Annotated in this window: 13 protein-coding genes; 2 read left to right on the forward strand and 11 right to left on the reverse strand. The window is 66.8% G+C overall.

Features of this window, described 5'->3' with window-relative positions; translation table 11 throughout:
• Positions 1-362 precede the first annotated feature (362 nt).
• From phaP to HWX00_RS32035, 6 genes are all read right to left on the reverse strand, one after another.
• Complete coding sequence (gene phaP, locus HWX00_RS32010) at positions 363-944, reverse strand: TIGR01841 family phasin (RefSeq protein WP_034189291.1); 582 nt, start codon at positions 942-944, stop codon at positions 363-365.
• Between the two features lie 499 nt (positions 945-1,443).
• On the reverse strand, positions 1,444-2,208 hold the full coding sequence (locus HWX00_RS32015) for a ParA family protein (protein ID WP_175028667.1): 765 nt from the start codon (positions 2,206-2,208) through the stop codon (positions 1,444-1,446).
• 101 nt (positions 2,209-2,309) lie between these two features.
• Positions 2,310-2,933 (reverse strand): DNA-3-methyladenine glycosylase, encoded by a 624-nt coding sequence (locus HWX00_RS32020; RefSeq protein ID WP_175028668.1) that lies wholly within the window; start codon positions 2,931-2,933, stop codon positions 2,310-2,312.
• Positions 2,920-3,450 (reverse strand): G/U mismatch-specific DNA glycosylase, encoded by a 531-nt coding sequence (gene mug / locus HWX00_RS32025; protein ID WP_175028669.1) that lies wholly within the window; start codon positions 3,448-3,450, stop codon positions 2,920-2,922. The genes HWX00_RS32020 and mug overlap by 14 nt, the downstream gene beginning before the upstream one ends.
• 135 nt (positions 3,451-3,585) lie before the next feature.
• Complete coding sequence (locus HWX00_RS32030; protein WP_034189287.1) at positions 3,586-4,137, reverse strand: single-stranded DNA-binding protein; 552 nt, start codon at positions 4,135-4,137, stop codon at positions 3,586-3,588.
• 100 nt (positions 4,138-4,237) lie between these two features.
• Complete coding sequence (locus HWX00_RS32035) at positions 4,238-5,425, reverse strand: MFS transporter (protein ID WP_175028670.1); 1,188 nt, start codon at positions 5,423-5,425, stop codon at positions 4,238-4,240.
• 266 nt (positions 5,426-5,691) lie between these two features.
• Here HWX00_RS32035 and uvrA point away from each other — a divergent pair, with 266 nt between their 5' ends.
• A complete protein-coding gene (gene uvrA / locus HWX00_RS32040; RefSeq protein ID WP_034189285.1) occupies positions 5,692-8,577 on the forward strand; it encodes an excinuclease ABC subunit UvrA in 2,886 nt (961 codons plus the stop codon).
• 246 nt (positions 8,578-8,823) lie between these two features.
• Complete coding sequence (locus tag HWX00_RS32045) at positions 8,824-9,909, forward strand: AI-2E family transporter (protein ID WP_034189284.1); 1,086 nt, start codon at positions 8,824-8,826, stop codon at positions 9,907-9,909.
• 89 nt (positions 9,910-9,998) lie between these two features.
• Here HWX00_RS32045 and purU read toward each other — a convergent pair whose 3' ends face one another.
• From purU to HWX00_RS32070, 5 genes are all read right to left on the reverse strand, one after another.
• The gene (purU, locus tag HWX00_RS32050; protein ID WP_034189283.1) at positions 9,999-10,883 is read right to left on the reverse strand and encodes a formyltetrahydrofolate deformylase; all 885 of its coding nucleotides are present in this window, start codon (positions 10,881-10,883) and stop codon (positions 9,999-10,001) included.
• A 74-nt stretch (positions 10,884-10,957) separates the two neighbouring features.
• Positions 10,958-11,824 (reverse strand): NUDIX hydrolase, encoded by an 867-nt coding sequence (locus HWX00_RS32055; protein WP_034189282.1) that lies wholly within the window; start codon positions 11,822-11,824, stop codon positions 10,958-10,960.
• 5 nt (positions 11,825-11,829) lie between these two features.
• Positions 11,830-12,444 carry a LysE family translocator gene (locus HWX00_RS32060; protein WP_034189281.1) on the reverse strand — a complete coding sequence of 205 codons (615 nt, stop codon included), beginning with the start codon at positions 12,442-12,444 and terminating at the stop codon, positions 11,830-11,832.
• A 31-nt stretch (positions 12,445-12,475) separates the two neighbouring features.
• Positions 12,476-13,042: an adenine phosphoribosyltransferase gene (locus HWX00_RS32065; protein ID WP_034189280.1), complete on the reverse strand. Its 567-nt coding sequence runs from the start codon at positions 13,040-13,042 to the stop codon at positions 12,476-12,478.
• 77 nt (positions 13,043-13,119) lie between these two features.
• Positions 13,120-15,126 (reverse strand): monovalent cation:proton antiporter family protein, encoded by a 2,007-nt coding sequence (locus HWX00_RS32070; protein WP_034189279.1) that lies wholly within the window; start codon positions 15,124-15,126, stop codon positions 13,120-13,122.
• Positions 15,127-15,196: the final 70 nt, after the last annotated feature.

Below are 15,196 nucleotides of genomic sequence, written 5' to 3' on the forward strand. Positions count from 1 at the left end.
GCGCCCAGCTCCGGCGCTGCAATCTTCGCAAGCGAGCCGCCGAATTTGCCGACCGCGGTTCGCGCGGCCGATACGATCACTACGTCCGTCATGTTCAATTCCTGCATCGAAATCAGTTCGTCGTTCCGACACCGGCACGCGCCGGCTGCAACGGGCGATGGCACCCGTCGCGCCATCCGGCGCGATCACGGTCGCACGCCGCCATGGGGGCGGACGGCGCTCGCGCACACCGGCGGCACACCGGTACGGGCGCCTTGCGGCGAACCGGACGACGGCCGGACCCCGCATGGCACACGCGGCGCCCGACGCCGTCCGGCGCCGATCAAGCGTGTCGCGCTTTCACGCGGCACGCCGTCGTGCGGTTACGCAGCCGATTCGCGCGCGGCAGCGTCCTTGCGCGCGGCGGCAGCCGTCTGCTTGGCGCCGCGCGTGGCCGTTTCGCTGACCGCGTCGAAACCGCTCTGTGCGGCCTCGATCGCCTGCCCCGTCGCCGCGCGCACCGAGTCGGCCGCGGCCGTCGCCGCCGACAGCGCCGAATTCAGCGCAGCCACCACCGGTGCCGAACCCGCCGGCGCGTGCTTCGACAGCTCGCCGAGCACGTCCTTCAGGCGCTTGTCGTTCTGTTCGTACTGCGCCTGCGCGACCTTCGCCCATTCGGACTGCGTCGACACCGCGATGTCGAACAGATGGCGGCCGTACGACACGACCTTGCCGGCCGCTTCTTGCGGTGCGGCAATCTGCTGCGCGAAGCCGGCGGCCGGATTGTTGCCGTTGAAGGCGTTTTTCAGCTTGTCCTCGTACTCTTCCAGCGCCGTCCGGGCCGCTTGCAGGTTGAGTTCGACGACAGCCTCGAAGCCGTGAATCGCCGGACGGGCAATCGCAAACCACGCGGCAATACCGGACTGATAATCGGCGGTGAGTTTTTCGGGGGCAAATACGGACATCGGGCACGCTCCTGTTAGCAATGCGAGAGACGACGTAAAAATGGAAGCTCGATCTCAAACGGCCTCCTTATTGACAACCCGCCACTTATTTGAGTACGGGAAGTTGAAGGAGGTCATTCTAGATCGATTAATTGTCAATTAAATGGCATTAATAGTAGGTGTAAACCCTTATTATCATTTCCGGCAGCTGCTGGAACCCGCCGCACGCCGGTATCACGGAGAAGATTCCACTGGGGCGCGGGTCCCGCAATGTCTTTTTACCTTTCTGCAGGATAGCGCGCCGTGACATCGCGCAACATTTACCAATCCATTATTCCGTTTATTAGAAAACCGACGCGAATTGAAAATGGAGCGGTCACTGATGTAATCGTTTTTTCTGGATTATTATGAAATCGTTTTCTGAATTACTATTGAATAAATCAATGATCTGACGAATTGAGAGTCGAAATGAAAATACGGCCGCATGAAGCGGCCGCGGTCGACACGGGTGAATGCGGAATCAGCCGGCCAGCTCGCGATGCAGCGCGCGGAATTCCTGCGCGAGCTTGTGCCCCGGCTCGAGATGGATCACCGGCTTCGACTGCTGATGCGACTCGCGAATCTTCACCGATGCCGACAGCCTCGACGCGAGCACCGGCAGCCCTTCGTCGACGAGCTCGTCGACCAGCCGTTGCGGCAGGCTCGCGCGCGGCTGGAACTGGTTGATGACGATCCCTTCGACCTCGAGCGCCGCGTTGTGGTCCTGCTGGATTTCCTTCACGTTCTCGAGCAGCGTGTACAGCGCGCGGCGCGAGAAATCGTCGCAGTCGAACGGGATCAGGCAGCGCTCGACCGCGATCAGCGCCGAGCGCGTATAGAAATTCAGCGCGGGCGGCGTGTCGATGTACACGGCGTCGTAGGCGTCGAGTTCGTTCAGCGCGTCGCGCAGCTTGTAGATCTTGTAGCGCGATTCGAGCTTGCCGTGCAGCGTGTCGAGATCCGGATGCGCGGGCATCACGTCGAGCCCTTCGAACGGGGTCGGATGGATGAACGATGCGACGTCGATCGGCCGGAAGTTGAAGGTCAGCGCGGTTTCGAAGAACCCGGCAACGCCCGGTTGCGCGTCGGCGGCCGCATCGCCGAGCAGGTAGCGCGTGGAGTTCGCCTGTGCGTCGAGGTCGATGACGAGCGTGCGCAATCCTTCGCTCGCGCTGATCGCGGCCAGGTTGCAGACGATCGTCGACTTGCCTACGCCGCCCTTCTGGTTGAACACGATCCGCCGCATGGTGCCCCCTCGATCGAACGTCGAAAAGAGCAGCTTAGCCGGTCAATAATGGCGGCCGCATGACGCAGGTCGAATGGCGTGCGGCTTGTGTCCGGCACGCATCAGGTGCGCGGCAGCGCCCCCGACACGTAGCGGTTGCCGGCCACGCACCACCGCCACGGGAAGTCCATGCCGACGCGAATGCCGATGCGCGGCCCGCCCGCCAGGTTCGCGGGCGGCGCCGTGCTGTCGTCGACGATCGCGAACCCTTCGCGCGCAGCGACGAGATCGACGCCATCCCGCGCGCCATCGATGCCCATCGCCTGCGTCAGCCGCGCCGGCCCGCGGCACAGGTCGCGATCGCGCGTCTGCGGCGGCCGGGCCGCACGCATGCGCTCGATTCCGTGCAGCGGTTCCAGCGCGCGGATCAGCACGCCCGTTCCCGCACCGTCAGGACCGCACACGCAGTTGCAGCACCAGTGCATGCCGTACGTGAAATAGACGTACAGATGCCCCGGCGGCCCGAACATCGTCGCATTGCGCGGCGTCCTGCCGCGATAGGTGTGCGCCGCCGGGTCGATCGCGCCGGCATACGCCTCCACTTCGACGATGCGGCCGGCGCGGCCGTCCGCGGCCGCGAGGATCTTGTTGAGCAGGAGCGGTGCGACGTCGGTGGCCGCGCGATCGAAGAACGCGCGCGGCAACACGGTGCCCGGCCAGACGAAAGCGGTCTTATCGCGCCGCATGTCGTGCCGCCGTCGTCGCGGCCAGATAAAGCGGACGGTACGCGTCGACCAGGTCGCCGAGACCGAACGCGAGATTTCTCCCGCTCGGATTGGGGAGCACCCAGACGTTCGCGCCCTGCATGCGGACCGGTTGCAGCCCCCACGCGACTTCGCGTTGCCCCGACAGCGCCGCATACGCGGCCTTGCCGAGAAAGGCGACGAAGCGCGGCCCGTAACGCACGACCTTCTGCTCGAACGCCGCCGCCGCGGCGATGAATTCGGCACGCGACAGTTGCTCGGCACTCGCCGTCGGCCGCTTCACGACCGCCGTCAGGCCGCAGCCGTACCGGAGCAGCATGTGATCGTCCTGCGGTGAAATTTCCGTCGGCGTGAAGCCCGCGAGATGGATCACGCGCCAGAAGCGGTTGTTTCTTCCCGCGAAGTGATGCCCGGTCGCGGCCGCGGTCAGGCCCGGATTGATCCCGCAGAACAGCACGTCGAGATGTTCGGCGATGAGGTCGGGAAGTTCGTCAGCCACGTTTTACCCGGAGCACGACATACGGAAAAAGTGCAGGAACGACGTCAAACGAAGAAAGGCCCGAAGACCCGGGCCAAGCAAGCGGCTTGACTCGGACATTCGGGCCCGTCGTGATGCGGGATGACGACTTGGCGATCAGAACGGAATATCGTCGTCCATCTCGTCGAAGCCGCCGCCGGCCGGTGCGCTCGGACGGCTTTGCGCGCCGCCGCCTGCACCGCCGCGCGCCGCGCCGCCGGCACGACCGCCGCCGCCGCCACCGCGTTCCGCCTGCTCGCCGCGACCGCCGCCACCACCACCGTAGCCGCCGCCGTAACCGCCTTCGTCACCGCCACCGCCGCCGCCCGAACCGCCGCGGCCGCCGAGCATCTGCATCTGGTCGGCCACGATTTCGGTCGAGTAGCGGTCCTGGCCGTCCTGGCCCTGCCACTTGCGCGTGCGGATGCGGCCTTCGATATAGACCGACGAACCCTTCTTCAGGTATTCGCTGACGATTTCCGCCAGACGGCCGAAGAACGCGACGCGATGCCACTCGGTCATTTCCTTGAAATCGCCGCTCGCCTTGTCCTTGTAACGGTCGGTCGTCGCGAGACGGATGTTCGCAACCGCGTCGCCGCTCGGCAGGTAACGGACTTCAGGATCGGCGCCGAGATTGCCGACGAGGATGACCTTGTTGACGGATGCCATGTGTTTCTCCAGTAAATTCGATGCCGGGCCGCCCGCGCCTGTCGCCGGAACGGCCCGCCGGGCAAGCCGGCGCGCGGCCGGTGCCTGCCCGAAATAAGGTTCAGGCCTTGCGCGGCGGCGCTTTCATGCTGGCCGCGATTATAAGCCACGCGGCCACGAGCCCCGAGCACGTATAGAACACCGTGTTCGCGCCGCCGTGCTTCAACAGCCAGCCGCCCACGATGCCGCCGAGCGCGAGCCCGATCGACTGCGTGGTGTTGTAAACACCCGTGGCCGCGCCCTTGCGCGAACCCGGCGCGAGCTTCGACACGAGCGACGGCTGCGACGCTTCCAGGATGTTGAACCCGAGGAAGTAGACGAACAGGATCGCCGCCACAATCAGGATGGTATGCGGCGCGCTGCCCAGCAGCAATTGACCGATCAGGATAGCCAGAATGCCGCCGAGCAGCACCGGCTTCATCTTGCCCCGTTTTTCCGCGACGATGATCGCCGGGACCATCATCACGAACGCGAGCCCCATCACCGGCAGGTAGACCTTCCAGTGCGCGGCGACCGGCAGCCCGCCGTCGACCAGCAGGCGCGGCACGACGAGGAACAGCGCCGTCTGCGTCGCGTGCAGCACCAGCACGCCGAAGTTCAGGCGCAGCAGCTCGACGTTGTGCAGCACCTCGGCGAACGGCGCGGGCACGTGCACGGGTTTCGCGGCGTCGGGCACGATCCACAGCACGACGCCGATCGCGACGATAGACAGCACGCCGACGATCGCGAACAAGCCGCTCATCCCGACCCAGTGGAACACGATCGGCGCGCCGACGATCGCGACCGCGAACGACACGCCGATCGACCCGCCGACCATCGCCATCGCCTTCGTGCGGTTCTGCTCGGAGGTCAGGTCGGCAATGAACGCGAGCACCGCGGACGACACGGCGCCCATCCCCTGGATCACGCGGCCGACGATGATCCACGTGATGTCGTGCGCGAACGCGGCGACGAAGCCGCCGATCGCGAAGATCACGAGGCCCGTGGCGATCACCGGCTTGCGGCCGAACTTGTCGGACGCCCAGCCGTAGAAGATGTAGAACAGCGACTGCGTGACGCCGTAGGCCCCGAGCGCGATACCGACGAGCAGCACGTTGTCGCCGCCCGGGATGGTTTTCGCGTAGACCGAGAACACCGGCATGATCATGAACAGGCCGAGCATGCGCAGCGCGAAGATCGCCGCGAGCGACGTGGTCGCGCGCAGTTCGGGCGCGGTCATGCGGGAAGACGTGGCGGACGGATTGGACATCGGGAATGAATTTCGAATGATCGGGGTGTCCGCCCGGCGGCGGGCGGCGGAAGATCAGGACCGGCGGCCCGGGAGGCCTGGCGGACGACGCGTCGGGGCGCGATGCCGGCAGCCCGCGGGCCGCCCGGAACCGTGCGGCGCGACCGCTTTCCCCGGTGCGGGTGTCGCCTTGCTGCCACCTGCTGTAAAGGCTGGGGGGCCGTAAACGACGGTCTCGAAAAGCCGTTATAGTAGCAGGTTTGGTTCCCTCCATTTTCGCCAGGTTCATGGAACAGATCCGTATCCGTGGGGCACGCACCCACAACCTGAAAAACGTCAATCTCGACCTGCCGCGCCACAAGCTGATCGTGATTACCGGGTTGTCCGGGTCGGGCAAGTCGTCGCTCGCGTTCGACACCCTTTATGCCGAGGGCCAGCGCCGCTACGTCGAAAGCCTGTCCGCGTATGCCCGCCAGTTCCTGCAGTTGATGGAGAAACCCGACGTCGACCTGATCGAGGGCCTGTCGCCCGCGATCTCGATCGAGCAGAAGGCGACGTCCCACAACCCGCGTTCGACCGTCGGCACGGTCACCGAGATCCACGACTACCTGCGACTTTTGTACGCACGTGTCGGCACGCCGTACTGCCCCGACCACGACATCCCGCTCGAGGCGCAGAGCGTGTCGCAGATGGTCGACGCGGCGCTCGCGCTGCCCGAGGAAACCAAGCTGATGATCCTCGCGCCCGTCGTCGCCGACCGCAAGGGCGAGCACGCCGAGCTGTTCGAGGACATGCAGGCGCAGGGCTTCGTGCGCTTTCGCGTGCGCTCGGGCGGCGGCACCGCGAACGAAGGCGTCGCGAAGATCTACGAGGTCGAGTCGCTGCCGAAGCTGAAGAAGAACGACAAGCACACGATCGACGTCGTCGTCGATCGCCTCAAGGTGCGTCCGGACATGAAGCAGCGGCTCGCCGAATCGTTCGAGACGGCGCTGCGCCTCGCCGACGGCCGCGCGATCGCGCTCGAGATGGATACCGACCGCGAGCACCTGTTCAGCTCGAAGTTCGCGTGCCCGATCTGCTCGTACTCGCTGCAGGAGCTCGAGCCGCGCCTGTTCTCGTTCAACAACCCGATGGGCGCGTGCCCGGAATGCGACGGCCTCGGCCAGATCACGTTCTTCGACCCGAAGCGGGTCGTCGCGCACCCGTCGCTGTCGCTCGCCGCCGGCGCCGTGAAGGGCTGGGACCGCCGCAACCAGTTCTACTTCCAGATGCTGCAGAGTCTCGCGGCATTCTACGAATTCGACATCGACGCCGCGTTCGAGGATCTGCCGGAAAAGATCCGGAAGGTGCTGCTGTTCGGCTCGGGCAAGCAGACGATCCCGTTCTCGTACATCAACGAGCGCGGTCGCACGACGATCCGCGAGCACGTGTTCGAGGGGATCATCCCGAATCTCGAGCGCCGCTACCGCGAGACCGATTCGGTCGCGGTGCGCGAAGAGCTGTCGAAGTACCAGAACAACCAGCCGTGCCCGTCGTGCGACGGCACGCGCCTGCGCCGCGAGGCGCGCCACGTGCGGATCGGCACCGGCGACTACGCGCGCGGCATCTATGAAATCAGCGGCTGGCCGCTGCGCGACGCGCTCGGCTATTTCGACGGCCTGACGCTCGAAGGCGCGAAGCGCGAGATCGCCGACAAGGTGATCAAGGAAATCGTCGCGCGCCTGACGTTCCTGAACAACGTCGGCCTCGACTACCTGTCGCTCGAGCGCAGCGCCGAGACCCTGTCGGGCGGCGAGGCGCAGCGCATCCGGCTCGCGTCGCAGATCGGCTCGGGCCTGACGGGCGTGATGTACGTGCTCGACGAGCCGTCGATCGGCCTGCACCAGCGCGACAACGACCGCCTGATCGCGACGCTCAAGCACCTGCGCGATCTCGGCAACTCGGTGATCGTCGTCGAGCACGACGAGGACATGATCCGCACGGCCGACTACGTCGTCGACATGGGCCCCGGCGCGGGCGAGCACGGCGGCGTGATCGTGGCCGAAGGCACGCCGAAGCAGGTGCAGTCGAACCCGCAGTCGCTGACGGGCCAGTACCTGGTCGGCAAGCGCACGATCGAGTACCCGGACGAGCGGCTCGCGCCCGATCCCGAACGGATGCTGCGCATCGTCGACGCGCACGGCAACAACCTGAAGCACGTCGATCTCGACCTGCCGGTCGGCCTGCTGACCTGCATCACCGGCGTGTCGGGCTCCGGCAAGTCGACGCTGATCAACGACACGCTGTATCACGCGGTCGCCCGCCACCTGTACGGCTCGTCGGCCGAGCCGGCGCCGCACGAGGCGATCGAGGGGCTCGAGCACTTCGACAAGGTGATCAACGTCGACCAGTCGCCGATCGGACGCACGCCGCGCTCGAACCCGGCCACGTACACGGGCCTGTTCACGCCGATCCGCGAGCTGTTCTCGGGCGTGCCGACCTCGAAGGAGCGCGGCTACGATCCGGGCCGCTTCTCGTTCAACGTGAAGGGCGGCCGCTGCGAGTCGTGCCAGGGCGACGGCGTGCTGAAGGTCGAGATGCACTTCCTGCCGGACGTCTACGTGCCGTGCGACGTGTGTCACGGCAAGCGCTACAACCGCGAAACGCTCGAAGTGCAGTACAAGGGCAAGAACATCAGCGAAGTGCTCGACATGACGGTCGAGCACGCGTACGAGTTCTTCAGCGCGGTGCCGGTCATCGCGCGCAAGCTGAAGACGCTGCTCGACGTCGGCCTCGGCTACATCCGCCTCGGCCAGTCGGCCACGACGCTGTCGGGCGGCGAGGCGCAGCGCGTGAAGCTGTCGCTCGAGCTGTCGAAGCGCGACACGGGCCGCACGCTGTACATCCTCGACGAGCCGACCACCGGCCTGCACTTCCACGACATCGCGCTGCTGCTGGAAGTGATCCACCGGCTGCGCGACCAGGGCAACACGGTCGTGATCATCGAGCACAACCTCGACGTGATCAAGACGGCCGACTGGGTGATCGACCTCGGCCCCGAAGGCGGTGCCGGCGGCGGCCAGATCATCGCGCAGGGCACGCCCGAGCAGGTCGCGAAAACCAAGGCGAGCTTCACCGGCAAGTACCTCGCGCCGCTGCTCAAGCGCCCGACCCGCAAGGTCGCGGCCGGCTGACGCCGGCCCCCTTCCCGCGCGCGGCCGCCCGGCCGCGCGCGCGTCCCGGCGCCCCGCGCAACCCGCTTCCCCTCGTTTTCCCTTCTGCGTTTACACCACGCGCCAAACCGTCCCGTTGCGGACCATAATGGCAGCTATACTTTACGGTCGTAAGGTTCGCCGCCCGCACCAATCCGGTGCAGAACCGGGCGAACACGGCTCTGCCTCGCATTCCGCGGCATGACACACGAACGACAGGAATCCACAATGGAGAAGCAACCCGACTCGTCTCGCGATACGCACAATCGCGAACCGCACCTGCGCAGCGTGCGGCTGACGAGTGACTTCAGCCTGCCGAAGCTGTCGGCACTCGAGATCGGCAGCTATGCGTTCGCGATCCTTTCCATGTGGCTCGTGATCGAGCTCAAGCTGCTCGGCGGGCTGCTGGCCGGCCTGCTCGTCTACCAGCTGATCCACACGATCGCGCCCGCGATCGAACGCCACACCACGAGCATGCGCGCGCGCTGGGTCGCCGTCGTGCTGCTGTCGATCGCGATCGTCGGCGCATTGACGGGCCTGACGATCGGCATCATCGAACACTTCGAGCGCACGGTGCCGAACCTGCAAAGCCTGCTCGATCAACTGATGCAGATCGTCGAGCAGACCCGCGCGCGCACGCCGGCCTGGATCGCGAACCTGCTGCCCGTCGACGTCGAGCAGATGAAGACCAAGGCCGCCGTGCTGATGCACTCGCACATGGACCAGCTCCAGCAGAGCGGCAAGAGCGTCGCGCGCGGCTTCGGCCACGTGCTGTTCGGGATGATCATCGGCGCGATGATCGCGATCGGCGTCGAGCACGGCAAGGTGCGCCGGCCGCTGTCGACCGCGCTCGTCACGCGCGTGTCGCGCTTCGCCGATGCATTCCGCCGGATCGTGTTCGCGCAGATCAAGATCTCGGCGATCAACGCGGCGTTCACGGGCATCTACCTGCTCGTCGCGCTGCCGATCTTCCACCAGCGGCTGCCGTTGTCGAAGACACTCGTGCTCGTCACGTTCATCGTCGGCCTGCTGCCCGTGATCGGCAACCTGATCTCGAACACGCTGATCGTCGCCGTGTCGCTGTCGGTCAGCATGGGCACGGCGATCGCATCGCTCGCGTTCCTGGTGGTCATCCACAAGCTCGAATACTTCCTGAACGCGAAGATCATCGGCGGCCAGATCGAGTCGCGCGCGTGGGAGCTGCTGCTCGCGATGCTGATCATGGAAGCCGCGTTCGGGCTGCCCGGCGTGATCGCCGCGCCGATCTTCTACGCGTATCTGAAGCGCGAGCTGTACCTGCTGCGGCTGATCTGACGCAGCGCCGCCCGCTCGGGCAACAAAAAACGCCGCACCCCGGAAAGGGTGCGGCGTTTTCGTTTCGAGGCCGTCCGGTGCCCGGCCGATCAGCGGAACACGACCGTCTTCGTCCCGTTCAGCACGATCCGGTGCTCGACGTGCCACTTCACCGCACGCGCGAGCGTCACGCACTCGACGTCGCGGCCGATCGCGGTCAGCTGGTCGGGCGTCATGCTGTGGTCGACGCGCTCGACTTCCTGCTCGATGATCGGGCCTTCGTCGAGATCGGTCGTCACGTAGTGCGCGGTCGCGCCGATCAGCTTCACGCCGCGGTCGAACGCCTGGTAGTACGGCTTCGCGCCCTTGAAGCTCGGCAGGAACGAATGGTGGATGTTGATCGCGCGCCCGGCGAGCTGCTCGCACATGTTCGGCGACAGGATCTGCATGTAGCGCGCGAGCACGACGAGATCGGCCTGGTGCTCGTCGATCACTTCCAGCACGCGCGCTTCCTGCGCGGCCTTCGCGGCATCGGACGAACCGCCGATCAGCGGGAAGTGATGGAACGGGATGTTGTAGCTCGCGGCGAGCTGGTAGAACTCCTTGTGGTTCGACACGATCGCCGGGATCTCGATCGGCAGCTGGCCGGTGCGATAGCGGAACAGCAGGTCGTTCAGGCAATGGCCGATCTTCGACACCATGATCACGACGCGCGGCTTCACGGCCGCGTCGTGCAGCTCCCAGCGCATCGAGAACTGCTCGGCGAGCGGCGCGAATTCCTTGCGCAGCGTGTCGAGCGCCGTCGCGGCATCCGTGCCGTCGCCGTCCTGCTCGAAGTGCACGCGCATGAAGAACTCGCTGGTGCGGCTGTCGCCGAACTGCGCCGAATCGAGGATGTTGTTGCTGCGCTCGAACAGGAAGCCCGAGACCGCGTGGACGATGCCGTGCCGGTCGGGGCACGACAGTTTCAAGATAAAGCTGTGATCGGTCGGCATGACCGCTACTCCCTTTGTTTCCGTATTCGTCAAATTGCCCGTTCGCCCCGCCTGACCGCGCGCCGCGGCGTGCGTCATGCGGCCGGTACGAACAGCGCGTCGATGCCGGCCGCGTCGGCCGCCGGGATCCAGCGGTGGCGCAGCAGCGTGTCGAGCGTCGCGAGGCTCGCATCCATCGTCGCGCGGCCTTCGCGCAGCCAGCCGATCACCTCGGGCACGCCGGCCAGCAGGTGTTCGGCCACTTCGCCGTCCTGGTTGCGCGGCGCGAAGTCGGGCGGCAACGGCAGGTCGTACACGAAGATCAGTTCGGACTGGGTGCCTTCCGGCAGCGAGTTCAGCACCTGCACCGCGCGGCCCGCGATCGCGCGCGCGGCCAGTTCGGGCGGAATGCCGGCTTCTTCCCAGCACTCCTTCGCGAGCGTCTCGTGAACGCCCAGCCCCCAGCCGATGCCGCCCGCGACGACGTTGTCGAGCATGCCGGGGTCGGTGGCCTTGGTCGCGCTGCGGCGGCCGAGCCACATCTGCGGCACGGCCGCGGCGCGCGGCGCGCCCGGCGCAACCGCATATTCTACGATGCCGTTCAGATGCACCGCATAGGTCTGCGTGCCGAAGAAGCGCGACGCCGCGCGCTCGATGTACGCGAGCGGCGGGTCGTCGAAGCGGTTGCGGATCGCGTAGATCTCGTCGCGCCAGCCGGGAATCGCGCCGTCGGCCGCCAGTGCGCCGATCGCGCTTGCGAGCGCCATGCTGCGCGCGTCGACCGAGTCGTAGCGCGCCGACAGCACGACGCGCTCGCCGGTCAGCTCGAACACGTCGGGCCAGCGCGCGAGCTTCGCGACGTCCTGGCGGCGCACCCAGCCGACCGCCTGGCCGGCGATCTCGAAACGCAGGTGCGCGGCCGGATCGAAACGGCGCGCGGCCGCGATGCACGGAAACGTCATCGCGATCAGTCCTTCAGCGCGACGCGGATGCCGATCGCGATGAACGTCGCGCCGGCAATGCGGTCGAGCCACACGCCGGCCTTCGGGCGGCGCTTCAGCCACGTGCCGATCATGCCCGCGCCGACGCCGAACAGCGAGAAGACCACGGCCGTCTGCAGCATGAACAGCGCGCCGAGCTCGAACATCTGCAGCGTCACGCCCTGCGCGCCGTGCGGATCGACGAACTGCGGCAGGAACACGACGAAGAACAGCGTGACCTTCGGATTCATCAGGTTGCCGATCACGCTCTGCCGGAAGATCGTGCCGAGCGGCTGCGGCGGACGCGCATGCGCATTCGCGAGCCCCTGGCTGCGCAGCGCCTTGATGCCGATCCACACGAGGTACGCGGCGCCCGCGAGCTTCAGGATCTGGAACGCGACGGGCGACGAACGCAGCACGGCCGCGACGCCGAGCGCCGCGAGCGTCGTGTGGAACAGGATCCCGGCGGTGAAGCCGAGCGCGGCGACGAAGCCGGCCGCGCGGCCCTGGGAGATGCCGCGCGCGAGCACCTGCAGGTTGTCGGGACCGGGCGCGAACGTGATCGCGATCGACGTGGCGAGAAACAGCATGAAGTTGGGCATCGTGACCTCGCGGGATGACGGACGCTGACGCTCAGTGGCCGCCGAATTCGGTGACGGTATAGACGGGCAACCCGGCGTTGCGCAGCAGCGTCGAGCCACCGAGATCGGGCAGGTCGATGATCGCCGCGCCTTCGACGACCACCGCGCCGAGCCGCTGCAGCAGGTTGCGCCCCGCCATCATCGTGCCGCCGGTCGCGATCAGGTCGTCCATGATGATCACGCGATCGCCGGGACGGCACGCGTCTTCGTGGATCTCGACCGTCGCGCTGCCGTATTCGAGATCGTAGGATTCCGAGCGCGTCTTGTACGGCAGCTTGCCGACCTTGCGGATCGGCACGAAGCCGACGCTCAGCTCGTACGCGACGATCGGCGCGATGATGAAGCCGCGCGCGTCGAGGCCCGCGACATAGTCGAGCTTCGCGTCGACATAACGTTCGACGAACAGGTCGACGAGGATGCGCAGCGCCTTCGGGCTCTGCAGCAGCGTCGTGATGTCGCGGAACTGCACGCCCGGCTGCGGCCAGTCGGGCACCGTACGGATCTGGCTGTGGATGAAGGCGACCGGATCGAGCGGTGCGCCCGGCGACGAGTGCGGCATGAAACTCTCCGAAAAAAACGGTGCGCGAAGATCGGGCACCGTTTCGAATAAATACGGGTCGGGTTGTGAATCGCGACTCAGGCGGCGGCGGCCGGCGGATCGCGCCGATGGCGCGACAGCCGCTCCTCCGCGAGCGCGAGCGCCTCGGGCAGCCCGCGCAGGACGACGATGTCGCTCGCGCGCAGCTTGGTCTGCGGGTCGGGTTCGACGCCGCGGATGCCATGGCGGCGGATCGCCGTGACTTCCAGCCCCAGCGCATACAGCCCGAGTTCTTCCAGCGAACGCCCGACCGCGTCCGCGCGCGCGTCGACCGGCACCGATTGTAGCCGCACCTGCTCGTGGTCGTCGTCGTCCGCATCGTCCGCCCCGCGGAAATAGCCGCGCAGCAGGCTGTAACGCTCGTCGCGCATTTCCTCGACGCGCCGCACGACCTTGCGCATCGGCACGCCGACCAGCACCAGCGTGTGCGACGCGAGCATCAGGCTGCCCTCGACGATCTCGGGAATCACCTCGGTCGCGCCGGCCGCGAGCAGCTTCTCGAGATCGGCGTCGTCGACGGTACGCACGATCGCCGGCAGCGTCGGCTCGAGCTCGTGCACGTGGTGCAGCACGCGCAGCGCCGACGGCGTGTTCGCATAGGTGATCGCGACGGCCGCCGCGCGGTGGATACCGGCCGCGAGCAGCGACTCGCGGCGCGCCGCGTCGCCGAATACCACCGACTCGCCGGCCGCCGCGGCCGCGCTCACGCGATCGGGGTCGAGGTCGAGCGCGACGTACGAAATGCCTTCCTGCTCGAGCATCCGCGCCAGGTTCTGCCCGGCACGGCCGTAGCCGCAGATGATCACGTGGCCGCGCTGCTTCAGGCTTTGCGTCGCGATCCGCGTCATCTGCAGCGACTGCTGCATCCATTCGGTCGACGACAGCCGCATCACGATCCGGTCGGCGTTCTGGATCAGGAACGGCGCGGCGAGCATCGACAGCAGCATCGACGCGAGGATCGCCTGCAGCAGCGTCGAATCGACGAGATGCCGGTCGAGGATCAGGTTCAGCAGCACGAAGCCGAACTCGCCGGCCTGCGCGAGGCCGATGCCGGTGCGCATCGCGACGCCCGGCGTCGCGCCGAACAGCCGCGCGAGCCCCGCGATCATCGTCGCCTTGAACAGGATCTGGCCGACGAAGAAGCCGAGCACGAGGAGCGGGTGCTCCCAGATCACGCGCGGATCGAGCAGCATCCCCGTCGTCACGAAGAACAGGCCGAGCAGCACGTCGCGGAACGGCTTGATGTCCTCTTCCACCTGGTGACGGAACGGCGTCTCGGAGATGAGCATCCCCGCGATGAACGCGCCGAGCGCGAGCGACAGGCCGAAACGGTCGGTGACGAACGCGGCGCCGAGCGTGACGAGCAGCAGGTTCAGCACGAACAGTTCCTGCGAGCGCCGCCGCGCGACGACGTTCAGCCAGCGCGTCATGAAACGCTGGCCGATGACCAGCAGCAGCGTCAGCGCGATCACGATCTTGACCGCCGCGAAGCCGAGCGTGATCGCGAGGTCCTTCGACGATTCGGCGCCGAACGCCGCGATCACGATCAGCAGCGGCACGACCGCGAGATCCTGGAACAGCAGCACGCCGAAGATGTTGCGGCCGTGCTCGGTCTCGATCTCGAGGCGCTCGGCGAGCATCTTCGACACGATCGCCGTCGACGACATCGCGAGCGCGCCGCCGAGCGCGATGCTGCCCTGCCACGTGATGTGCACCCAGCGCTCGAACAGCGCGCCGAGCACGAGCGCGAGCACGAGCGTCGCGACGACCTGCAGCAACCCGAGCCCGAACACGAGCCGCTGCATCGCCCTCAGCTTCGCGAGCGAGAATTCGAGACCGATCGAGAACATCAGGAACACCACGCCGAATTCCGCGAGGTGCTCGGCCCGTTCGAGATCCGCGGCAACGCCGAACGAATGCGGGCCGACCAGGATGCCGACGGTCAGATAGCCGAGCATCGGCGGCAGGTTCAGCGAACGGAATACGACGACGCCCACCACCGAGGCCAGCAGCAGCAGCAGGGTCATTTCGAGCGGGGAAATCACAGGCGAAGCGTCCTCGTTCGTCGGGGCCACGGCAATGCGGGCGCGGGTGGTGGCGGTGGACAGGCGACCT

It is taken from the genome of Burkholderia seminalis DSM 23518 (assembly GCF_902832885.1).
In the GTDB taxonomy this organism is placed as follows: Bacteria; Pseudomonadota; Gammaproteobacteria; order Burkholderiales; family Burkholderiaceae; genus Burkholderia; species Burkholderia seminalis.

Coding starts and splice junctions, on each gene's coding strand:
- uvrA (WP_034189285.1), top strand. CDS start 5,692: ATGGAACAGATCCGTATCCGTGGGGCACGCACCCACAACCTGAAAAAC.
- HWX00_RS32060 (WP_034189281.1), bottom strand. CDS start 12,444: ATGCCCAACTTCATGCTGTTTCTCGCCACGTCGATCGCGATCACGTTC.
- HWX00_RS32055 (WP_034189282.1), bottom strand. CDS start 11,824: ATGACGTTTCCGTGCATCGCGGCCGCGCGCCGTTTCGATCCGGCCGCG.
- purU (WP_034189283.1), bottom strand. CDS start 10,883: ATGCCGACCGATCACAGCTTTATCTTGAAACTGTCGTGCCCCGACCGG.
- HWX00_RS32045 (WP_034189284.1), top strand. CDS start 8,824: ATGGAGAAGCAACCCGACTCGTCTCGCGATACGCACAATCGCGAACCG.
- HWX00_RS32020 (WP_175028668.1), bottom strand. CDS start 2,933: ATGCGGCGCGATAAGACCGCTTTCGTCTGGCCGGGCACCGTGTTGCCG.
- HWX00_RS32065 (WP_034189280.1), bottom strand. CDS start 13,042: ATGCCGCACTCGTCGCCGGGCGCACCGCTCGATCCGGTCGCCTTCATC.
- HWX00_RS32035 (WP_175028670.1), bottom strand. CDS start 5,425: ATGTCCAATCCGTCCGCCACGTCTTCCCGCATGACCGCGCCCGAACTG.
- HWX00_RS32030 (WP_034189287.1), bottom strand. CDS start 4,137: ATGGCATCCGTCAACAAGGTCATCCTCGTCGGCAATCTCGGCGCCGAT.
- phaP (WP_034189291.1), bottom strand. CDS start 944: ATGTCCGTATTTGCCCCCGAAAAACTCACCGCCGATTATCAGTCCGGT.
- HWX00_RS32015 (WP_175028667.1), bottom strand. CDS start 2,208: ATGCGGCGGATCGTGTTCAACCAGAAGGGCGGCGTAGGCAAGTCGACG.